This is a genomic window from Streptomyces sp. NBC_01260 (genome assembly GCF_036226405.1).
Taxonomy (GTDB): Bacteria; Actinomycetota; Actinomycetes; order Streptomycetales; family Streptomycetaceae; genus Streptomyces; species Streptomyces laculatispora.
Genome location: NZ_CP108464.1, coordinates 6,150,954 through 6,171,374 on the forward strand (window position 1 = coordinate 6,150,954; position 20,421 = coordinate 6,171,374).

Below are 20,421 nucleotides of genomic sequence, written 5' to 3' on the forward strand. Positions count from 1 at the left end.
TCTCAGTCACCGACTTCGCCCGACCGGAGGTTTTACATGAGCGACTTTCCCGACGACCCGATGGCCAAGGCCAGGCGCCTGGTTCTCAGTTTCCTGCCCCAGGATCGGCAGCCCAAGTCCGAGGAGATCCACAACGCGGTCAACAGCATCTACGGCATGCTGGCTGCGCAGGGTGCGCCCGTTGACCGGGATCAGCTGGTCAAGGAGATCGAGGCCCTGACAGTGGTGTTCCAGGAGCGTTCCCTCGCCCTCACCGAGCACGAGGGGCACGAACCCTGGCTGCCCGAAGCGAAGAACGATCGAGACTGGGACTTCTGGGAGCGCTACCGCAGGTACCTCGAGGACGTCGTCAGCCTTCCACCCGGGGTCGTACGTCGGCTGGACCAGAGCTCGGACGACGTACTGAGCCAGCTGGAGGATCCACGCCGTACCGGACCGTGGCGTCGCAGAGGCCTGGTCATCGGCCAGGTGCAGTCCGGAAAGACCGGGCAGTACATCGGGCTCACGGCGAAGGCGGTGGACGCCGGATACCGTTTTGTCGTGGTGCTCGCGGGTATCCACAACGACCTCCGAAGCCAGACACAGCTACGGATCGACGAGGGGCTCTTGGGCTTCGACACCCAGAACCAGAGCCGATCGGACGAGAACGGGCGGTCTCGCGCCATAGGCGTGGGCAGGATGCCGTTGGTGAAGAAACTCAAAATCGCCTCACCCACCAACAGCGGTGAGAAGGGGGACTTCGGTCTGGCGACGGCGAAGGCGATCAACTTTCCCCTTGGGGACTTCCCCGTAGTTCTCGTCGTCAAGAAGCACTACAAGATCCTCGAATACGTACGCCAGTGGGTGCTGGACGTGCACGGCGTCGAGGACGAGAACGGCGCCAAGGTCATCAGCGACCTGCCTCTGTTCGTCATCGACGACGAAGCCGACAACGCCTCCATCAACACCGTGCGTGACCCGGAGGCTGACCCGACCAAGACCAACGCGGCCATCCGGAAGCTCATGAAGAGCTTCGACAAGTCGGCCTACGTGGGCTACACGGCCACGCCGTTCGCCAACATCTACATCGACCCCGAGGCAGACAACTCGGAGGCGGGCGAGGACCTCTTCCCCGCCAGCTTCATCCGCAGCCTGCCGTCCCCGTCGAACTACCTCGGTCCCGAGCGGGTTTTCGGACTCCAGGTGGAGGACGAGGACGAGGCCGACGTTCAGGCCCTCCCGCTCGTTCGGCACGTGGACGACAGTGACGCCTGGCTCCCCTCCAGTCACAAGTCGGGCGACGCTCCCACCGGAGACCTCCCTGACTCCCTACGTGAAGCGATCCTCTCGTTCGTGCTCACCTGCGCCGCTCGCCGGGCCCGGGCGCAGACGAAGGTCCACAACTCGATGCTGGTGCACGTAACCCGTTTCACCGCCGTCCAGCACCTGGTGCAGGAGCAGGTGCTGGACTACCGGCACCTCATCGAGGACATGATGCGAGATCGCTACGGAAAGGGGCCGCAGATCCGTGAGGAGTTCCGCGCCCTCTGGGAGCGGGACTTCATCCCCACCACGGGCTGCTTCGAACCCGAGCAGGCCGAGCGCCTGACCTGGGAGCAGGTTTCCGACCAGATCCTTCCGGCTCTTCGGAAGATCCAGGTCAAGACCGTGAACGGTTCCTCCAAAGACGCACTCGACTACTACGACAACCGCAGGAGCGGCCTTTCGGTGATCGCCATCGGAGGGCAGAAACTCTCCCGAGGTCTCACTCTGGAGGGCCTGACGGTCAGCTACTACCTGCGGCCGTCGAAGACGTACGACACGCTGTTGCAGATGGGCCGGTGGTTCGGGTACCGCCCCGGTTACGAGGACCTGTGCCGCCTCTACACCATGCCGTCCCTCGAGGACGCCTACGTGGAGGTCACGGCCGCCACGGACGAACTACGCAGGGAGGTCGAGGAGATGGCGACGCTCGGACTCACTCCGACGCAGTTCGGCCTGAAGGTGCGGTCCTCCTCTCTCAAACTTACCGTGACCGCACGCAACAAGATGCGGAACAGCACGAAGGTCACACTGAGTTACTCCGGTGAGGGGCCGGAAACCGTGATCTTCAAGCTCGCCAAGAGCACCGTCGAGCACAACTTCCAGGCCCTGGAAACGCTCATTCACCGCATGGACGCGATTGCCGAGCCAGTTCCGGCTGAGACGCCGAACGGCAAGGTCAGGTGGAACGGTGTGCCGGCAGAGATCATCTCCGAGTTCCTGAGCACCTACGAGACCGACCGTATGGCCCAGCGCGTCCGGCCGAGGCTGATCGCGAAGTACGTGGATCAGTGCACGAAGGTCGGAGAGCTCGGCAGTTGGACGGTCTGTCTGGTCGGCAGCACGAGGTCAGAGCTGCCACCTCACGAAATCGCCGGGCACACGGTCGGCCTCGTTAAGCGTGGGTCGCTCAACCCCAAGTACAGGGCCGAGGGCCGTTACACGATCCGCAGGGTACTCAGCCCGCCGGACGAGATGATCGGCCTCGACCCCGACCAGAAGGATGCGGCCCGCAAAGCCGCTGAGCGGGCGGCGAAGGAGAAAGAGACGCCCAAGACGCCAGCCGGGCCGTACATCCGACGACAGCGGCGCACCGACCAGGGGCTGCTGCTCGTCTACCCCATCGCGGTGCCGGACGCCTCCGAGGCCGGCCAGCCGACGCCGCTCGTGGGATTCCAGCTGAGCTTTCCGCACTCCGAGTACCAGTCCAAGACCGAGTACGAGGCCAACTCCGTCTGGCTGCAGGAGGACATCTACACCAAGGACGAGGAGGACGACGCGTGACGATCACCGGGGTCACCGAGGACGAATGGCGGGAGCTGGAGAGTCCGCAGGACACCCCGGGTCGCTCCAGTATCCGCATGTACCCGGACTCCCCCCTCGACATCTTCCTCTCGGTCGCCCACCCAGGTCGACAGCGCATGCTGGTACTCCGTACGGACGCGCGTTCCGCGGATCCCGTGGTGCGGTCGGTCGGCCGCCTGCCCCGGGCCGCCGGGATCGAGATGAGCCTGAGCGCGGTGTCCCGCCTGGAGTACGAGCTGCAGGTGATCCTGACCGAGAAGGCCCTGCGGGAGGTGTTCAACCCGCTGGTGGCCGACGTGGCCGCCACCGCCCAGGCGGCGTCAGGAGCCGCTGACGCCCTGGGCGCCGCCGTGGCACGCTTCGGCAGGTGGCAGGACCTGTTGCGTGCCGTTGGGACGGACGGCCTCGGTGTCGAGGCACGGCGCGGGTTGTACGGTGAACTCCTTCTGCTTGGGGACACCCTGATCGCGGAGCTCTCCCAGTCCGAGGCGGTCGACGCCTGGACCGGCCCCGCAGGGGCGAACCAGGACTTCCAGCTGTCGGGCGTGGCCATCGAGACCAAGGCCAGCACAGCCAAGCGGCCCCGGAACATCGCGATCGCGAGTGAGCGACAGCTGGATGACACCGGCACCCCGGCCCTGCTTCTCGCCCTCGCACAGCTGGACGAGCGGCGGGGAGGTTCTGGCGAGAGTCTGAACCGACGCGTCGAGCACATCCGGCAACAGCTCACCAACTCCGCAGCTCGTGTCCGGTTCGACGGCCTGCTCATCCAGGCCGGATACCTGCCGGCGCACCGGGACCACTACGACGAGCCCCGGTACACCGTGCGGGACCTGCGCTTCTGGCACGTGCGGGAGGGTTTCCCCAGACTGACCGAGTCCGACCTTCCCGAGGGAGTCGGTGACTGCTCGTACCACGTGAGTACCTCGGGACTGGACGCCTTCCGTGCCCAGATCGACGAGGTACGTGAGCTGATCGGTGGGACCGATGCCTGAGCTGGACCTGGAGGGGTTCTCCCGCAGCCTGGTCGCCGACGTCCAGGCGACGGCGGACGCCGAGGGGACGACGACCCCCGAGGCGTTCACTCGGCAGGTCTTCGAAGACCTCGAGCAAGCCGGTGTCGTGTCCAACACCTTCACCGCCTATCACAAGGCGCACGGACATGAGGTCCACGGCTACGGAACCGGGGAGTCGGGCGCGTCCCTGGACCTGTTCGTCACGGACTTCCATCTGGCACCGCTGGAGAGCAAGCTCACCAAAGCGCAGACCGAGGCGTTCTTCAGACGACTGCTGACCTTCGCGGTCCGGTGCGGTGACGGGCTGCAGCAGCACATCGACGAGTCGTTCGACGTGTACGACATGTGCGTGGCGGTGGAGAAGTCGCTCACCGAGGTACAGCGGATCAGGCTCTTCCTGCTCAGCAACCGTGTCGGCACCTTCACCGAGGTACCGGCGTCGGAGCTTGACGGCCTTCCGGTGACCCACGAGGTGTGGGATCTGGCCCGCCTGCACCGCCACGCGACGTCGGGCTCGCTCGGTGAGCCCATCGTGGTTCCCTTCCTCCCGCCTCTTCCCTGCGTCTCCGCGCCCTCCTCGGAGGAGGACCACTCCGTTGCTCTGGCCGTGGTACCCGGGCAGATGCTCGCGGAGCTGTACGCAGAGCACGGCACACGGCTCCTGGAGCTGAACGTCCGTTCCTTCCTCCAGACCCGCGGCTCGGTCAACAGAGGAATCCGGGAGACCCTCCTGCACGCCCCTGGCCGGTTCCTGGCTTACAACAACGGGATAACCGCGACGGCGTCACAGGTCGACTTCGTGACCGGCCCGAACGGTGTGCCCACCCACATCTCAGGGATCCACGGTCTGCAGATCGTCAACGGGGGCCAGACGACCGCTTCGCTCCACTACGCGCTCACCCGCGACAAGGTCGATCTGTCCGACGTGCGGGTGCAGATGAAGCTGACGGAGGTGGCCCCTGACCGCCTCGCCGAGATCGTTCCGAAGATCTCGGAGTACTCCAACACACAGAACCGGGTGACCCAGGTCGACTTCAGCTCCAATCACGACTACCACGTGGAGGTTCAGCGGATCACCCGATCGCTGTGGGCCCCGGTGGCGGGCGGCAGTGGTCAGGAGACCCACTGGTTCTACGAACGCGCACGTGGCCAGTACACGGACGAGCTGGCCAAGGCCCGGACTCCCGCGCGCCAGCGCCAGTTCAAGAAGCTCAACCCGACGAGACAGAAGTTCACCAAGGCAGACCTCGCCAAGTTCGTCCACTCCTGGCACCGGCTCCCGTACCTGGTCAGCCGTGGCGCCCAGAAGAACTTCGTGGAGTTCATGCTGCGCATCGAGGAGGCTCCACCCCGCGTGGACCTCCAGTACTGCCAGAGGGTGATCGCCATGGCGATCCTGTTCAAGGCAATTGACCGCATCGCCGCGATCCAGGGGGCCGGCAGCCACAAGAGCATGATCACCACTTACACAGCGGCGCGCCTCTCCCTGGCTACGGACCGCCGGATCGATCTGGACCGGATCTGGCGCGACCAAGCGATCACTCCCGTCCTGGAGGCCGCCATCCACGACCTGTGCCCTCGGGTCATACGGGCGGTCACGACCCCCCGGGAGGGGAACCACGTCGGGGAATGGGCCAAGAAAGCGGTCTGCTGGGACGCGGTCTCCACAGTCCGCTGGACGGTGCCACGTGCTCTGTCGGCGGAGCTGCTCGACAGCCCTCTGGACGAAGCCGCACTCTCCGGGGGTACCGGAACCGAAACGGGAGCAGCCGAGGAGGCGGCGCTGGTTCCGGCCGACGAGTGGTACGCGATCGAACGCTGGGCCAAGGAGACACGCGCACTCGAACCGTGGCAGCGTCAGCTGGCACAGTTCGTAGGCAGGCGACTCGAACTGGAACAGGAGATCCCCGAGGCTCATGCGGCCCAAGCGATGCACACCCGTACCGAGGCGCTGCGCCTGGGCTTCAATCCCGTCCCGTAGACGTCGGGTTCGGGTGCGACGCTGCCCCGAACCCGACATATCACGGGTTCAGAGCGTCCCCTTCTCGACCAGGTCCCGGATCGCGTCCTCGGCCCGCCTCAGCACGATGCGCCCGTCACCGTCGCTGAAGGCGACCAGCCCGGTCCCCGGCGAGAGGCCGGCCTCTGCCAGCAGCCCCAGCGGCAGCTCGACACGTCCCTGGTCATCAACACTGACTTCGACTGGTTCACGGAGCATGGGGAGAGTGTGGCACTCTCGCCACCGAAGGACGCCAACAGGCTGGGGATCGGATCATGGCCAGAGAGGCTGGAGGACGGTCGACGGGCCATTGGGTCTCGACCACGAAGAGCGAACACCTTCGCGGTCGACGGACAAGGGACACCGGGCCCGAAGTAACTCTCAGGAAGGCCGTGCACCGGCTGGGCCTGCGATTCCGTCTTCAGCGCCGGGTCGCGCCACGTTGCACCGCCGACTTCGTGCTCCCTCGGTACCGAGTCGCCGTCTTCGTCGACGGCTGCTACTGGCACGGCTGTCCGGAGCACTGTCCCGACGAGTTCCGGGGTCCCAACGCCGCGCTGTGGCAGCAGAAGATCGCGGCGAACAGAGAGCGGGACAGGCGTAACACTGCAGAAGCCGCCGCAGCCGGTTGGACCGTGGTGCGTGTCTGGGAGTGCGAGATCCGTCGTGACCCCGCCGCCGCCGCTCGACGAGTGATGGCCGCGGCTCACGAACACCACGGCTCCCTCAAGTTACTCCCTTGACAGTGTGCCTCGACAGCGTGTTCTGGAACGCCAGGGTTCCGGACCTCGCCGACCGCCGAATTCGCCGACGACGCCCGCGCGAGAGCCCCGTCCGACATCATTGCTCCATGGTTCCCGAATTCGACGTGGAGATCCGCCACCGTCACGAACTGAGCGACCTGCTCAGCGGTCTGACGGCTGCAGACGTGGCCGGCGGATTCACAGAGCACCACGACTACCACTGCCTCGGCCTGCCAAGTTGGGCGGAAGTAGAGGAGTGCCTTGCCAGGGAAGCCGCGGTCCTTGAGGAGGCGACCTCGTCGGACGCACCTGACGGTGTAGAGGTGTTCCTGGAAGCGATCCTCGAGAGTGACGACCTGGGGTACTTCGACCTCATGTGCGTACTGCAAGGAAACGATGTCGGAGTCGCCGGCCTGAGCCTTGCCCTGAGCGCAGCGCGGACAGCTACCTTCTACTCGTGTTCCGGGGGAGTCGACAACAACCACCACGCCAGCTATCCGATGGTGGGTGTGGTTCCCGACGCACTGCGCGGCGCGCTGATCACCGAACTTGTGAAACTCGCCCACTGCGGCATTGACCAACAGCGGGGTCGCTGGTATCTGTACGGCCGCTCAGTGACTGCTCTCCACGCCTTGGGACAGGCGATCGTGAAACACCGAAGTGCCTTCGACGCCATGCCGGACCCAGCGTGGGTCGGCGGCCTCGACGAGGAACTCAAGAGGCTCAACGACTCCTGACCGAGGAGTCACTCCCCTGCGACGGCCAGCGTCAGCAGATCGTCGGACAGCTCTCCGCGACGGGCACAGTGGGCGACGAGCGGGCAGTCCGAGCAGACGGGTTGAGTGTCCCGGCACAGGTCGCTACCGATGAGACGGATCGCTGCCATACGCAGCGGTGCGTCCTTTCCGGCACCCACCAGTTTCACCAGGTTGACACGCCCCTCACTGAGACGGTTCACGTGACTGTCGTCGGCTCCGTTCACCCTTGCCGCGACCCGCAGGTTTCCCGTGCCGACGAGCATGAGGTCCTCCCCGATCAGCAGCAGGTACAGGGCCTCTTCGGACGGCTTCATGGACAGCTTGGCGGGTACCTTGAGCTTCTGGTCCGCCCGCCAGGCGTTCGGCTTGTCGACCAGTGGCAGCAGACGGTCCACTCGCGCGCGGGCGGGCTTTGTGGGTGCCGCGTCGATCAGCTTCTCGAACAGTGTCGAAGACAGCGTTCTGGACTTCCTGACCGTCTCCATGATCTCCGCCATGGCCTCCGGCCTCACCTTGGTGCCGGACAGTACGGCCACGACTGCGGCGTGGAGTGGCACGGGCTCCTCGCTCGGGAGCTGGAACCAGTTCCCGCCGGCGCGTCGTCGCTCCGCCCAGTCGGTGAGCTCCTGCCGGACCTCTCGCCATCTGGGCTGGAGGCCGGGGGTGTCGTCAGAACCCTCCACGGGCTTCAGTACCTCTGCGGCAGCCTCGCCCAGCAGCGGCGGTACGGCGTTACCGATCTGCCGAAACGCGTCACTCCGTGTACCTGCGAACCGGAAACGGTCCGGGAAGGTCTGTACGCGCGCGGCCTCGCGCACGGTCAGGGTCCGCAACTGCTCCGGATGGATGTACCAGTAGCCGTCCTTGGCGATGTGCGCCGTGATGGTTCGGCTGAGTTCGTTCCAGGCCAGCTTCTTGTACTTGTCGGTGTACTTGTCCGGGCTGTACCGCTGGTACTGCTTCTCGTCGTCGCCCAGCTTTTCCTGCAGTTCGGAGTACTTTGTGGAGGAGTCCATTACCTGGAAGATCCGGTGGTCGTCCGAACGGACCCGTCGGGTCATGTGGTCCCAGATGACACCGCGTGTCGCTCCCTTCCGCATCTCCTCCGCGAACTCCGAGATCCCGCGGGGCTTGCGGTACGTGAGCTTGCGCTGCCCGACTCGCTCGGTGGCGACGACCTCCAGCTCCGGGAGGTCCCCGATCGCGTCACGCAGCGTGGTGCGCTGCGGGTCTGGCTCGCGCCAGGTGAAGTCGTCGACATCCCGTCTGGCCAGGAGAATGAGGCGCTTCCGGTGCTGCGGGACTCCGTAGTTCCACGCGTCGACGAGCCGCACCTGGGTCGCGTAACCGAGCTCCTCGAGCTCCTCCTCGATCGTGCGGATCACGAAGAAGTCGTCGTGAAGCCCCATGTCGGGAACGTTCTCCATGAGAACCACCCGCGGCCTGATCCGCTTGACCATGTCCAGATAGGCGCTCCACAGCTCCTTCCGGCGGTCCTCCGGGTCCCGGCCGTGGTTCTTCACGAGGTCACGGATCTTGTTGCGCCCAGCTCTGCTGAAGGGCTGACACGGGGGGCCTCCCGCTACGAGGTCGATGTCTGCAGGCGCCAGGATCGCCTCCAGCCTGTCCCGCTCCTCGGGGTCACCAAGATCTATGCGCAGGCTCAGGCCCGGGAAGTTCGCTCTGTGGGTCTCGAGTGCACGCTCGTCGGCGTCCACGGCGGCAGCCGTAGTCCACCCGGCCCGCTCGACTCCGGCGCTCAGCCCGCCGGCACCGGAGAAGAGGTCGACCGCAAGGCGTTTCCCCTTACCAAAGCCCACCAGCCAGTCCTGGAAGGACTCCGTGGTGCAGCTGTGAGGGTGAGACGGCAGCTCAAGGCGGTCACTGCGTTCGAGAGGTACGCCATAGTGCCCCTGACTCACAGCGCAACCTCCGTAATGCATGACATGAACGAGCACCAGGAGAACACAGACGCGCTGGTGGAAGCAAGGTTTTCGGTAGATCGCCCAACCAGTTCAGCAGAGCTGACCGCCAGCGTCTCCCCAGCGTGAGTCATAGCCTGGTAGGTTCTCCGACCTGCGACTTCGAACCGCTGTTCTGTGTCCCAAGACGATCGATCATAGTGGAATCCACTGCCATCGCGTGCGTCTCGGGCGAGTGCAATGCGCCAGGTCCCGCCCGGCACCTTGACGAAGAGCTTAGTGGCCTGGAAACGCCGTTCGAACCAGTGCCTCGCCGTAGCGGGACACCGGACGGTCAGAAATAAGGATTCTCGCTGGGCCGGTCGGCCTCGGTGGCGGCCTGGAGCAGCTCGGGGAGGTCGTCCGGCTGGGAAGAGCGTTGCTCGATCCACCACCCGGCGCGGGTAACGGCACGAGCGCTCTCCTCGATGCCCTCCCACTCCGCCTCGCTGGTTTTGCCTTCGGTGACCAGGGCGGTATACGCAGCGGCCAGGACTTGGTGGCGACAGCGCACACCCCAGGCGACGGCCCGCTCGGTTCCCTCAAGAGGCGGCATCAGGTATTGCTCGGACCAGGCTTCGGACTCGGCCTGCTCCTCGGCCCGCTTGGCCTTGAGCCAGGCGGCCTTGTCCTGCTCGTCGTCCTCTTTGGAGGCACGCCAGCAATCGGTGCACGACTGTTTGGCGAGCCACTCGGCGAAGCCCGCCCGGCGGTCGGCGGTCCGGCCGAACAGATCGCGGTCGGCCTGGTGACCGCAAGCGAAGGTAATCGACCAGAGGGTCTTCACGGCCATGGAATTGGCTCCTTAGGGGAGTTAGATCAACGAGGGCGGGAGAACGCGATGCGGGGGTCGACCGGCCGGGCCGTCACAGACGGAGTGACGGGGTCGGGGGCCGGTGGCTTGCCCGGGAGGCCGGCGCGGGCCGGGCTGGCGGCGAGCGCGGCGGCGCTGACCGGGGATGCACGGCGGGCGTCCTGGCCGCGTACAGGGATGCGGTCGTTGCGGCGGCAGGTCGGGGGCGTGCTGCTACGTCCTGAGCGAGGCGAGGGTGCACTGCGACCTGAACGCCGGACCGGTGCAGGGCGAGTGTGGCGTCGGCGACTGTCCCCAGCGCCTCGCCACGGCCGGTGGTAGCGGGCAACGTGTAGACATCCAGGATCGGGTTGTGCCGCCAGCCGTGCTCCACCAGGGCAAGTCCGGTGAGGCCGGAGGCACGGTCGTCGATGGCCGCGACGATGCCAAGCTGCGGATGTTCGGCGAAGGCAACATCGGGCTCGCCGAGCGGGCCCCGGTCGCGGGCAGGTGCTGCGTCGGATGCCACGGAGGGATCGAGCGTGGCGTCTACGTCGACCCGGTAGCCGGCCTTGCGCAGCAGTTCGACTGCTCGGCTCGCACGGCCTTGCCCGTCACGTTCCTGGTTGGCCAGCGCGTACAGCGTCGGCTGGTCCGGAACGGGGTGGAAATCGAACCCTTTCAACATCCACGTGCTGGCCGCGAGGTTCTTCGGGTTCGCGGCGACGATGCCGTAGAGGGGGTGGTGGCCGAAGGCGAGATCGGGCAACACGTCGTAGTGGCTGGGCATGACGGATCCATCCGGGGTGGGCTCGGGTGCAGTGGTGGGCGGGGGACGGTTCGCTTCTGCCGGTGCGGTACACGAAGGTCTCCGAAATGGTGGATGGTCAGCGACCGGGGGTGGACGAGGGACGTGTGGGTGGCAGTGCGGCGCGTGCGGACGACTCCGTCGGCGGACCGTCCGGGAGTGCGTGCTGTCCGGCCGACGGCGAGGGGGCGAGAGCGGCGCTCACGCGTGGTGAGGCTGAGGTCGGAGGGGAGGTCCTGCCCGTCTGTGTCTGGGCCGGGAAGCCCTCGGCCTGCAGCATGTCGAAGGCCCGGGTCACCGCCAGTCGCTGTTCGGCCGGGTCGGTCATGGCCGAGGGCAGCCGGTAATAGTGCGCACCGCCGAACGCCACCGCGGGGACGAAGCCGGCGCGGTGGAGCACGGCGCCGGCGGTGTGCTCCTCGGCGGTTGGCCCCCGCTCCTGGCGCGGCGGCACGCCGAGCCGGTCCAGGCGGGCGTCGACGGCGGAGAGGAGATGAGGGACGCTGCCGCCGTTCCGGGCGTCGGGGCCGTCGGGCTCGGAGTCGTAGATCACTTCGTACACCGCGGGGTCGGCGGACCGGTGACGGGTCGCCATCCAGCTCTCGGGGGTCTCGGGGTTCTCGGAGGGCGGTTCCTGGGGTGGCGAGATGATCAGTGAACTGCCGTCGGGGAGTTCGGCGTGGACGATGTAGTCGCTGAGCCCGTACTCGACGGTGCACTCCAGGCCGCGCTGCCGTAGGGCAGAGGTGAGGGTGGCGTACCGGTGGTCCTGTTCGGAAGCCGCAGGCGGGGAGGACGATGCGCTGATCCACGCGCGGACGTGCGAGCCCTCCCGCTCGAAGGTGACGAGGACGTTGTCGGAGTGCATGGGATTTCTCCGTGGCCGGATGCCCCGGGCCGTGGCGTGAGCCGCAGGCCCGGGGCTGGAAAAAAAGAGGGGCGGTGGTCCATGAGGTTCCGGCGATGGGCCGGTTTGGCACTGCCGTAACTCGGTGCTAGGAGCGTTCGCGGTGGCGAGCGGGGGCCACCGGATTCGCCACCGGGGGAGCGGATGGCGAAGCAGGCGGAATACCGCGGGCGCCGGGCGTGGACCGGGTCAGGGCCACGCGCGCCCGTTCGGTCTGCGCGGGCCGTTCCGCCTCCGCCCGGCCGACCAGGTACTCACCAGCCCGTACGAGTGCCGGGCCCTGGTAGGACAGCTCGTGCGCGTAGTGCCAGCCCTCGGAGTTGCGGTGCTCCTCCGCGCGCTCCTGGTAGAGCTGGAGCGAGCCTGGTTGCGAGCCGTCCATGAGCGCCATGACCCGGTCCCACTCATGCCGAAGCTGATGCGCTCGGGCCAGAGTGGTGTCGATCCCGCGCAGTCGGCGCAGGTCGTCGCTGATCGGTCCCTCGACATGGTCGGGGCCGTCGGCGGCGGCGCGGACCCCGGCCAGCACCTCGGGCCCGTGGTCGAGGAACACCTCGGCGTGCTTCCACGCTGCGGCGTCTCGCTTGACCTTGCCGTCCGCGTACACCTCGTCGTCCAGCGGCCAGCCGTCCGCGTCGCAGAGGGAGTCCGAGACCGCCTCCCAGGCGTCGCACGCCTCATTGATGCCGGCGGCGGCCGAGGCCAGTGCCGGGAGATGCCGCCGCCACGCCAGGGGATCGTTGGCCGTGGGCGGCTGGTCCTCGCCGGAGGCGGGAGAAGCGGAGGAAGCAGACATGATCGATCCTTGTTCCTGTGCCGGTCGTTGGGCTAGGCCTCTACTCCCGCGGGTTCGATCCCCGCGGGCACGCTGAGGTGACCTGCAGGTGCAGGTCGGCAGGGGCCCACCACCCTTGGGTTCACGGGGATCGGGGCGTCGGTATTCGTGAACTCACGGACCTTGGCCGACATGCGGGCGTCGGTGTCGAACAGTTCGCGTTCGGCCGGGTGCAGGATGTGCTGGGTGATGAAGGAGCGGCCGGCGACCTTCCACAGGCCACGGCCCTTGGTCAGGGCGGACACCGCCTGGGTCTCCACGCCGGTCAGGCCGAGCAGGGAAGCGGCGGCGGCGAGCTGATCGGGCTCCTGGCGGTAGATGATGCGGGTGGAGCAGTCGGCCAGGAGTCCCTCGGCCAGCACCCGGCCGCGCGAGCCGGCATCACCCGCGCTGAGCAGGTCGCTGAGGCGGTGGATGACCATGAGGTTCGCGATGCCGAGTCCTCGGGAGAGCTTCCACTGGCTTTGCATGCGTTCCAGCAGGCCGACGTGCCGCATCAGCCGCCAGGCTTCGTCGTAGATCACCCAGCGCCGGCCGCCGTCGGGGTCGGCGAGGGCGGACTCCATCCACGCTGAAGCGCAGGTCATCGCGAGGACCAGGGCGGTGTCGTCGCCGCTCCCTCCGAGCCGGGAGAGGTCGATGGACAGCATGGGGGTGGAGGGGTCGAAGGCCACTGTGGAGGGGGCGTCGAACATGCCGCTGAGGTCGCCGTGCACCAGGCGGCGCAGGGCGTGTGCGAGGTCCTGAGCGGCAGAGCCGAGGCGTCCGGTTTGGGGGCCGAGGGCCCGGTTGAGGTGTTCCGGAGAGCCGAGGGCGTGGGCGATCTCGCCGAGCAGGGGCACCGTGCCACGGTCGGCAGCGTCAGCGACGATCAGGTCGAGGGCGAGATCCAGGGCGGTGTGCTCCATCGGCAGCAGGTCGCGCTTCAGTACGGTGCGGGCCAGGCCGGCCAGGAGGAGCAGGCGGCGCTTTCGGATTTCGGTCGACCAGTCGTCCTTGCTGACGGAGGCGGGCCGGGCCGGGGCGTCCAGCGGGTTCAACCGGCCGGGGAGTCCCGGGCCCAGGGCGATGCTGTAGCCGCCGAGGGCTTGCGCGACGCCGGTCCACTCTCCTTTGGGGTCGCACGGGATGTAGATGCGGTAGCCGTGGGCGATCGACCGGGTGGCGATGGACTTTGCCAATGCTGACTTGCCCATGCCGATGATTCCGGCCAGGACGGCGTTCGGGTTCGTGAAGCCCTCGATCCGTCCGCTGTTGTACAGCGAGAAGGGGTCGAAGCAGAAGGCGGCCTCGGCGTGGACATCGCGGCCGATGAACACTCCCTCCGCGCCCAAGCCGCCCTCGGCCACGAAGGGGTAGGCGCCGCTGGCTGTGGCGGTGGTCATCCGGTGGGCAGGCAGGCGGAGCTTGCTGCCCCGGGCCGAGGCCGGGCCGGGGCGACCGGCCGGCGGGTAGGTGGGCCGCAGTTCCGGGTCGAGGGTCTGCTCGGCGCGGTGCTTGGGCGGTGTGCCGGCGAGGCGGGCCTTGTGGCGGGCCTCGGTGAAGCCGGCTCGGGCGGCCCGCTGCTCGGCGCGCGAGGTCTTGCTGGGCACGAACAGGAGGGAGGCGCTGGCGCGGGTGCGGGGCATGAACGTTTCTCCAGACAGGGGGACGGGTCAGCGGCGGACGAGGCCGGTGAACGGCGCGTGCAGGTCGGCCCGGGTGGTGCGGCGCCGTACCAGGTGCGCGGTGCGCTGGTGGCGTTGGCAGATGGTCAGCTCCGGTACCCCTTCGGGCAGCCCGGCCTGGCATGCCTCGGGTTCGGGCACCTCGCCCGAGTCGGGCCTGGGTGCCGCGTGGTAGGCGGCGTGGAGGTGGTCAGCGGCCTGCCAGATGCGGATGCGGGCGGTGCGGAGCTGGTCACCCTCGGCCGCAACGAGCTGACAGGTGCGGGCGGCGTGGGCGTCGAGCAGCCCGTACAGCGAGACGAGGTGCGCGTGCAGGGCGTCCAACTCGGCGCGGCTGGTGACGAGCGGGCCGCCGGGGATGTTGAGTGCGCGGTGGAAATCGAGCGCCGCGGTGGCGAAGGGCACGAAGTCCTGCGCGGTCGGGCTGGCGGTGCGGGACATAAGGGTGCTCTTCCGAAGTGGGAGGTCAGGCTGCGAGGGCGAGCGGCAGGGCGGCGGCGGTGAACGCCTCGGCCTGCTGCCAGGTCAGCGGCCGGAGGTCGAGCTGGGCGCCGACGGCGGCGGTCTCCACCACTGCGCAGGCGGTGCGCAGTTCGTCCTCGGAGTCGGCCGAGACGGTCAGCAACCCGGTCAGGGCGACGTCCGCGTGCCCGGCGATGAGCTGGCGCTCGCGGGACTTGATGTCCTGGTACTCGATCGAGTCGGCCTCGGAGTCGACCTGGCCGCGCCTGGCACGCTCGGCGGCATCGGCGATCACGCTGGACTTCTTGCGCTGGACGTCGCGCAGGGCGGCGTCCAGGCCCTTCGGCTCGTAGGACAGCGACAGCGTGCGCCTCACCCCGCCGGTGAACAGGAGCTGGTGCAGGAAGCCGGCCGACGTCTCGGTGCGCGGCCAGTTCTCCACCCAGTACGTGGCGTGGACCGCGGAGTCGGTCGCGATGTGGTCCGCCTTCTCGACGACCACGACCGGTCCGGCAGCGGCGGGCTCGACTTCGGGGCGGCCGGTGGTGGACCACCGGTCCAGCGTCGGAAGGGCCTTGGGGTCGTAGGCGGTGCGCACGACGGCGGCGATTTCGCGGGCGGTGAGCCAGCCGGCCGGGGAGAGTCCGGCGGTCCGCGCGGCCTGGTCGAAGGTAGAGGTGAGCTGCGCCAAGACACTGAAGGCCCCGGTCAGGCCGCCGCCGGCCTGGTTGATCAGCCGTCGAGCCGCCTTGGCGTCCAGGGACACCGCGACGTACGCCTCGTGCGGGGCGGCTGCGGGGCCGGCGCTCTGAATCAGCTCGTTGTAGACCGCTCCGGCCATGGGGGCGCCCGGCCGGCCGTGCTCTTCCCAGTAGCGGCGCAACGCGTCGCCGGAGTCGGGGACGGTGCGCTCGATCACCTGGATGCGGGCGATCTGCCCGGTGCGGGCGAGCGCGGCCAGCGCGCGGCCCCACCCGCCCACGTTGGCCTGCTGGGTGCCCGGGTCGAGCAACGCGTAAGCACGGGAGGAGACCTTGACCACTGCGGTCAGCGTGCCGCTGTGCGGATCGTGGACGGCACCGTACCGGCCGTCGGGAGCGGTGACCACGCGCAGACTGGCAGCGGTGCCGGGCAGGTGAAGCAGCCCTTCGGGGGTAGGCCGGCGGGAAGGCCGGGTGAGCCAGAGGAGCTGGCCGCGCATCCGGCGCAGGGCGTACTGGCCGACGATCGGAGCCCAGTCAGCCAGGGCGCGGCCCCGGTGGCGGACGAAGATGAGCAGGGCGACGACGGCCCACAGCGGAATGAGCTGCAGGGCGCCGACCACGCCGCGGGTCAGAATCACGCCGAGAAGGAGCAGGCCGGTGAGGCCGACGACGGTCAACTGCGGGACGGTCAAACCGAGCAGAACGCCGCGCCTGCTGCGGTGGGGGAACTTCACGGTGGCTGTAGGGGCTTGGTGCTTGCCGGACATGGTGGCTCCAGACGGTGGGAGCGGTTGGAGGACGGGGCGTGCTGCGCTCTTCTGGAGGTCATGACGGAACCTCTCTGCTGGCGGGGGCGGGGGCGGGTTGAAGAGTGCAGCCCGCCCCCTGGGTGTGGTGGGTCAGGAACCCGACGGAGGCTGGGTGGGGAACACCCAGTTGGTCGGCGTTGAAGAACCGGCAGCCGCCGGTCCGGCGGGGGACGGCGGCACGGCCGGGGGGCCGGAGGCCGAGGGCGCCGGACCGACAAACGGCATGGAGGACAGGTTGCCGCCGGTAGCCGATGCGCCGGCGAGGTGATCGGATCCGCCCGTGACGCTTTGGGCAGTCACCCCGGCCCCTTCCGGTTCGTCCTCGCCGGGGTGGGTGATCAGCGGCGGAATCCCCGGGCGCTGGATCAGGGCCCGACCCTTGTCGCCAGCGCCGTTCGGGTCCTCGCCGTAGCGGAAGCTGGTCTGCGGCTTGGGCGGACCGGCGTCTATGCCCTCCTTGCTGAGGTTGCCCCCAGTGGGGTCGATGCCGGAGCCGACCCCGTCGGCATCCGCCCCGGGAACCTGGCCCGGACCCTGCGGGGCGGGGCTTCCGGTGCCGACGCGCATCGCCATGCTGCCCGCGGTCTTCGCCGCTCCTGCGGCGACCGCCATACCGGCGACGCTGGTGCGGTGCAGGTCGTCGTGGCCACCGCCGTCACTGGCCCAGTGCACGAACTTGTACGTCGCGTACGGGCACAGCAGGACGAGCACCATCACGACGATGCCCGCCATCGCGTCGGACAGGGCCGACATGCCGTCCGTGGCATCCGACTTGCCCATCGCCGAGACGCCGATCAGGAACACGACGGTCATCAGGAGCTTGGATACGACCAGGGTCGCGGTGGCCTCGATCCACCCGCGCCGCCAACGCTTCGCCACCTCCCAGCCGCCGCCGGCCCCGGCGAAGACCGCGAGAGCGACCATGACCAGGACGCCGACCTTCCGCGCGACCATCACACCCCAGTACAGGAACGAGCCGATCGCGCACCCGAAGGCGACCAGAGCCGGAACACCCCAGCCCAGGCCGTACATCGCCCCGATCTGGTTGACCTTCACCACACGGCGGATCGCGTCGTCGACCGAGGTGTTGGCCGCTTGGAACAGACCGTCGGACAACGCGTCGACCACGGTGATGGCGACGGACGTGAACGCGATGGCACAGAAGCTGAACAGGACACCGGTCATGGTGCCGATCACTGCTTGCGCCAGGGCGCGTTCGTCCCGCCGCCAGGCCGCGAACATCAACTGGATGCAGAACGTGCCGACGGTCAGGATGAGCCCGATGGGCAGCAGCAGCTCGTAGTTGTCCCGGAACCACCCGGCATCGAGGTCGATGGCAGTGGTTGCGTTGACGGCCTTGGCGGCGAGATCCGCCGCACTCGCGGCCAGTTCGCCCGCCGACTTCGCGATCCACGCGCCGATGCCGTCGGTGACAGCTCCAGCAGGGTTGGTGGCGAAATCGACGGTGCCGCACACCTTGTCCATCAGCGGGAAGTCACAGACGCCCATGGCGGTACCTCCTTCCTTCTTATGAGGGGGTCAGGGCGCGACGGACGGCAGGACACCGACCAAGGCGCAGGGATGGTCGGGCCGGCACTGCACGGCCAGGGTGGTGGAACGGCTCTCCGCACCGCCGGCGGGCGAGCCCTTCCAGGAGATCGACTGCCTCCCGGAGACTGTGACCGCGTACACGTACGCCTGGGTGATCGCGCCGGGGTCTTCCTGAAGGGCCCGGGTGAACGCGTGCGGGAAGTGCCCCTCGTTCACCGTGGCGGTGGCGAACTGGCCGTTGGCGGCCATCTCCTTCCACAGCACGGGCGAGGGAACGACCTTGTCGACCGAGGCCGGATCGGCGTACTTCGACTCCGTGGTCAGCCACCCACGCAGAGCCTTATGCAGCTCGCTCTGCGAATACGCACGGGTGTCGTAGGACCACAGCGCTGCCGCGGCTGCCTTCCCGAACTCGACCGGATCGCTGGTCTTCGGCGGGACCGGGAGAGCACCGGAATGGGCGCCGGGCGTGGGCGGCCCAGGGGGTACCGCGGCGGAGGAGGATGCCGTGGGGGAACTCGATGGTGGAGCAGGGGTTTCGGAGGGACTCCTGCTATCGCGGGTGAGGTAGGCGGCCAGGCCGGCGAGGGCGATGAGGACCACCAGGACGGCGGTGCCGAGCAGCGCCCGGCGGCGCCCGCGAGATGCGCCGCCGGGACGGGTGGAGTGCTGAGCCATTAGTGAACCTGCGTTCCCAGCGTGCTGAAGAACGCCACCACGCCGTTGGCCGCGCCGAGCAGGAGGGCCGCGCCGGCACTGACCAGTACGCCCTTCTTGCCGTTCGCCTCGGCCTGGTGACCGCCGGAGTGGTGGCCCCAGGCCCACACGCCCGCGCTGACGGCCAGGGCGCCGACCACGGCGACGAGTCCGAACAGGTTGATGGAGCCCATCACCTGCTTGAGGACGGACAGGCCCGGCAGGCCGCCCTCGTTCGGCTTGATCCCGGGATCGTAGGCGAGCTGGATGACATGGTCAGCGAGATACATTCACGAACTCCAGTTCGGTTGAAAGCACGCCGAAGCCCGCTGGGGCGTAGCGACGGTGCGAAAAAGGGGATGGGGAGGAGAAGCGCCGGTCAGACGACTCGACGGGCCGCGAGAATCCGCGGCTTCCAGGACGCGAGGGTCGTGATGCGGACCACGTCGCCGGTGTGCGGGGCGTGGACGATCAGGCCCTGCCCGATGGCCATTCCGACGTGCTCGGGCACGGCGGCCGTCCCCTCGGTGAAGAGGAGGTCGCCCGGCTGCAGGGCGTCGACCGACACGGCTTTGCCCACCTTGACCTGCGTGTACGTGGTGCGCGTCAGAGAGACCCCGGCGGCCTTGTACGCCTGTTGCATCAAGGACGAGCAGTCACACCGGCCCATGGGGTTCTTACCGTGGGAGCCGGTGCAGCTCCCGCCCCACTGGTACGGCGTACCGAGCTGGCCGAGCGCCCACCGGATCGCCGTCTGCACCTCTCGCGGAGCATCGGCGGGGATCTTGTACTCGTCCGGCAGCGCGCCGGCCGGGATGGTGCCGAAGTCCGTCCCGTCCCCGTCCGCCGAACAGCCGCCCGCGGTACCGGATGAAGGGCTGCTGGTTCCGGCCGAGCCGGACGGCGAAGGACTCGGCGACTCGTCGCCAGCCTTCTGCAGCAGGGGGTCGATGGCCTCCTGCAGAGCGGTGGCCAGTGGCTCCCACTTGGCGTACGCATCGGGGAAGCCCGACCGTTGTACCGCCTGGGCGGCCTGGGTGACGGACAGGGACTGCCAGCCGGAGACCTTCTTGAGCTCCTCGTAGAATTTGGTCGAGGCATGCACCGGGTCGAGGATCTGGTTCGCCGTGCCCCAGCCCTGTGAAGGCCGCTGCTGGAACAAGCCCAGCGAGTCGCGGTCGCCGTAGGTCAGGTTCCGCAGACCGCTCTCCTGCAGGGCGGTCGCCAGGGCCACGACCTGCCCTCGGGCCGGGATGTTCATCGCGACGCCGGTGGCCTGGATCGTCTTGGCGTTGGGCACCTGATCGGCCGGGTCGTCCAGGCCCGGCACGGAGACCGAGCCCTTGTCGCCGCCGTCCAGGATGGCCTTCACCTGCGTGGCGACGGCGGCGCTGCCCACACCCTGTGCACCGTCGGTCGAGCAGGAAGCCGAGGCGGTCCCGGCGCCGATGGCGAGGATCGGAACGGCCAGCAGCAGCGGTCCGGTCGCGCACAGACCGACGAGGGCTCCAGTGGTCTTCTTCATCGCCGTCGCCATTCACCGGGGCGGCGGTGCCCGCCGGACGACGGCGACGGAGGATCAGGGCGTGGGCGTTTCAGGGCATGCTGCATCGCAGCGGCTCCTCGGTGTTCGTAGGAGACGCGGTGCCGACTTCTCGTGCAAAGCCGTCGGCACCGCGCCGATGTGCATCCGCCCTCGGGCGGGCCCGATCAGGGGAGTTGGTAGCTCCCGGACGCCGGTTTCAAGACATGCGCGGCAGCCAGCCGCGCTCGTAATCTCAGGCAGTGCACGGGGCCCCCGGATGTCAGGGAAATCGTTGTGGGCGACATGCCCCCCGTACTGCTCGCCTGGACGAGACAGCACGGATAAGCACAGGTCAGCGGGG

At 68.3% G+C, this 20,421-nt stretch carries 18 protein-coding genes; 5 read left to right on the forward strand and 13 right to left on the reverse strand.

The genetic code is table 11. The features are described from left to right. Positions 1-36 precede the first annotated feature (36 nt). From OG322_RS27460 to OG322_RS27470, 3 genes are read left to right on the forward strand one after another with little or no spacing between them, the layout of a single operon-like run. Positions 37-2,805: a Z1 domain-containing protein gene (locus OG322_RS27460; protein ID WP_329307125.1), complete on the forward strand. Its 2,769-nt coding sequence runs from the start codon at positions 37-39 to the stop codon at positions 2,803-2,805. Beyond that, positions 2,802-3,821, forward strand: coding sequence for a PD-(D/E)XK motif protein (locus OG322_RS27465; protein WP_329307126.1), 1,020 nt, complete (start codon positions 2,802-2,804; stop codon positions 3,819-3,821). The genes OG322_RS27460 and OG322_RS27465 overlap by 4 nt, the downstream gene beginning before the upstream one ends. Continuing rightward, complete coding sequence (locus OG322_RS27470; RefSeq protein ID WP_329307127.1) at positions 3,814-5,823, forward strand: AIPR family protein; 2,010 nt, start codon at positions 3,814-3,816, stop codon at positions 5,821-5,823. Before OG322_RS27465 ends, OG322_RS27470 begins: the two co-directional genes overlap by 8 nt. A 48-nt stretch (positions 5,824-5,871) precedes the next feature. Here the strand turns inward: OG322_RS27470 and OG322_RS27475 are convergent, their stop codons facing one another. After that, positions 5,872-6,060, reverse strand: a complete 189-nt coding sequence (locus OG322_RS27475; protein WP_329307128.1) for an AbrB/MazE/SpoVT family DNA-binding domain-containing protein — start codon at positions 6,058-6,060, stop codon at positions 5,872-5,874. Positions 6,061-6,116: 56 nt separating this feature from the next. On the opposite strand from OG322_RS27475, the gene OG322_RS27480 reads away from it, so the two are divergent. Beyond that, entirely contained in the window at positions 6,117-6,584 is a 468-nt protein-coding gene (locus tag OG322_RS27480) for a very short patch repair endonuclease (protein ID WP_329307129.1), read from the forward strand. Positions 6,585-6,691: 107 nt separating this feature from the next. Beyond that, complete coding sequence (locus OG322_RS27485) at positions 6,692-7,321, forward strand: hypothetical protein (RefSeq protein ID WP_329307130.1); 630 nt, start codon at positions 6,692-6,694, stop codon at positions 7,319-7,321. An 8-nt stretch (positions 7,322-7,329) separates the two neighbouring features. On the opposite strand, the gene OG322_RS27490 is transcribed toward OG322_RS27485, so the two are convergent. From OG322_RS27490 to OG322_RS27545, 12 genes are all read right to left on the reverse strand, one after another. Beyond that, positions 7,330-9,162, reverse strand: a complete 1,833-nt coding sequence (locus OG322_RS27490; RefSeq protein ID WP_329307131.1) for a DNA cytosine methyltransferase — start codon at positions 9,160-9,162, stop codon at positions 7,330-7,332. 436 nt (positions 9,163-9,598) lie between these two features. Next, positions 9,599-10,096: a hypothetical protein gene (locus OG322_RS27495; RefSeq protein WP_329307132.1), complete on the reverse strand. Its 498-nt coding sequence runs from the start codon at positions 10,094-10,096 to the stop codon at positions 9,599-9,601. Between the two features lie 73 nt (positions 10,097-10,169). Beyond that, positions 10,170-10,886 carry a hypothetical protein gene (locus tag OG322_RS27500; RefSeq protein WP_329307133.1) on the reverse strand — a complete coding sequence of 239 codons (717 nt, stop codon included), beginning with the start codon at positions 10,884-10,886 and terminating at the stop codon, positions 10,170-10,172. A gap of 97 nt (positions 10,887-10,983) precedes the next feature. After that, complete coding sequence (locus OG322_RS27505; protein ID WP_329307134.1) at positions 10,984-11,772, reverse strand: hypothetical protein; 789 nt, start codon at positions 11,770-11,772, stop codon at positions 10,984-10,986. Between the two features lie 127 nt (positions 11,773-11,899). After that, positions 11,900-12,607 (reverse strand): hypothetical protein, encoded by a 708-nt coding sequence (locus OG322_RS27510; protein WP_443066561.1) that lies wholly within the window; start codon positions 12,605-12,607, stop codon positions 11,900-11,902. 32 nt (positions 12,608-12,639) lie between these two features. Continuing rightward, on the reverse strand, positions 12,640-14,274 hold the full coding sequence (locus OG322_RS27515; RefSeq protein WP_329307135.1) for an ATP-binding protein: 1,635 nt from the start codon (positions 14,272-14,274) through the stop codon (positions 12,640-12,642). 27 nt (positions 14,275-14,301) lie between these two features. Further along, positions 14,302-14,754 (reverse strand): DUF6238 family protein, encoded by a 453-nt coding sequence (locus OG322_RS27520; RefSeq protein ID WP_329307136.1) that lies wholly within the window; start codon positions 14,752-14,754, stop codon positions 14,302-14,304. 25 nt (positions 14,755-14,779) lie between these two features. Next, positions 14,780-16,246, reverse strand: coding sequence for an SCO6880 family protein (locus tag OG322_RS27525; protein WP_329307137.1), 1,467 nt, complete (start codon positions 16,244-16,246; stop codon positions 14,780-14,782). A gap of 132 nt (positions 16,247-16,378) precedes the next feature. Then, on the reverse strand, positions 16,379-17,797 hold the full coding sequence (locus tag OG322_RS27530) for an SCO6881 family protein (RefSeq protein WP_329307138.1): 1,419 nt from the start codon (positions 17,795-17,797) through the stop codon (positions 16,379-16,381). 30 nt (positions 17,798-17,827) lie between these two features. Next, the gene (locus OG322_RS27535; protein ID WP_329307139.1) at positions 17,828-18,517 is read right to left on the reverse strand and encodes a hypothetical protein; all 690 of its coding nucleotides are present in this window, start codon (positions 18,515-18,517) and stop codon (positions 17,828-17,830) included. Next, the gene (locus tag OG322_RS27540; RefSeq protein ID WP_329307140.1) at positions 18,517-18,825 is read right to left on the reverse strand and encodes a DUF6112 family protein; all 309 of its coding nucleotides are present in this window, start codon (positions 18,823-18,825) and stop codon (positions 18,517-18,519) included. Before OG322_RS27540 ends, OG322_RS27535 begins: the two co-directional genes overlap by 1 nt. An 89-nt stretch (positions 18,826-18,914) precedes the next feature. After that, positions 18,915-20,060, reverse strand: coding sequence for a C40 family peptidase (locus OG322_RS27545; RefSeq protein ID WP_329307141.1), 1,146 nt, complete (start codon positions 20,058-20,060; stop codon positions 18,915-18,917). Positions 20,061-20,421: the final 361 nt, after the last annotated feature.

What these genes read in the sequence shown, in the direction of transcription:
- OG322_RS27460 (WP_329307125.1), top strand. Translation starts at nt 37, where the DNA reads ATGAGCGACTTTCCCGACGACCCGATGGCCAAGGCCAGGCGCCTGGTT.
- OG322_RS27525 (WP_329307137.1), bottom strand. Translation starts at nt 16,246, where the DNA reads ATGTCCGGCAAGCACCAAGCCCCTACAGCCACCGTGAAGTTCCCCCAC.
- OG322_RS27505 (WP_329307134.1), bottom strand. Translation starts at nt 11,772, where the DNA reads ATGCACTCCGACAACGTCCTCGTCACCTTCGAGCGGGAGGGCTCGCAC.
- OG322_RS27530 (WP_329307138.1), bottom strand. Translation starts at nt 17,797, where the DNA reads ATGGGCGTCTGTGACTTCCCGCTGATGGACAAGGTGTGCGGCACCGTC.
- OG322_RS27515 (WP_329307135.1), bottom strand. Translation starts at nt 14,274, where the DNA reads ATGCCCCGCACCCGCGCCAGCGCCTCCCTCCTGTTCGTGCCCAGCAAG.
- OG322_RS27535 (WP_329307139.1), bottom strand. Translation starts at nt 18,517, where the DNA reads ATGGCTCAGCACTCCACCCGTCCCGGCGGCGCATCTCGCGGGCGCCGC.
- OG322_RS27480 (WP_329307129.1), top strand. Translation starts at nt 6,117, where the DNA reads ATGGCCAGAGAGGCTGGAGGACGGTCGACGGGCCATTGGGTCTCGACC.
- OG322_RS27475 (WP_329307128.1), bottom strand. Translation starts at nt 6,060, where the DNA reads ATGCTCCGTGAACCAGTCGAAGTCAGTGTTGATGACCAGGGACGTGTC.
- OG322_RS27510 (WP_443066561.1), bottom strand. Translation starts at nt 12,607, where the DNA reads ATGTCTGCTTCCTCCGCTTCTCCCGCCTCCGGCGAGGACCAGCCGCCC.
- OG322_RS27495 (WP_329307132.1), bottom strand. Translation starts at nt 10,096, where the DNA reads ATGGCCGTGAAGACCCTCTGGTCGATTACCTTCGCTTGCGGTCACCAG.
- OG322_RS27540 (WP_329307140.1), bottom strand. Translation starts at nt 18,825, where the DNA reads ATGTATCTCGCTGACCATGTCATCCAGCTCGCCTACGATCCCGGGATC.
- OG322_RS27485 (WP_329307130.1), top strand. Translation starts at nt 6,692, where the DNA reads ATGGTTCCCGAATTCGACGTGGAGATCCGCCACCGTCACGAACTGAGC.
- OG322_RS27545 (WP_329307141.1), bottom strand. Translation starts at nt 20,060, where the DNA reads ATGAAGAAGACCACTGGAGCCCTCGTCGGTCTGTGCGCGACCGGACCG.
- OG322_RS27500 (WP_329307133.1), bottom strand. Translation starts at nt 10,886, where the DNA reads ATGCCCAGCCACTACGACGTGTTGCCCGATCTCGCCTTCGGCCACCAC.
- OG322_RS27470 (WP_329307127.1), top strand. Translation starts at nt 3,814, where the DNA reads ATGCCTGAGCTGGACCTGGAGGGGTTCTCCCGCAGCCTGGTCGCCGAC.
- OG322_RS27520 (WP_329307136.1), bottom strand. Translation starts at nt 14,754, where the DNA reads ATGTCCCGCACCGCCAGCCCGACCGCGCAGGACTTCGTGCCCTTCGCC.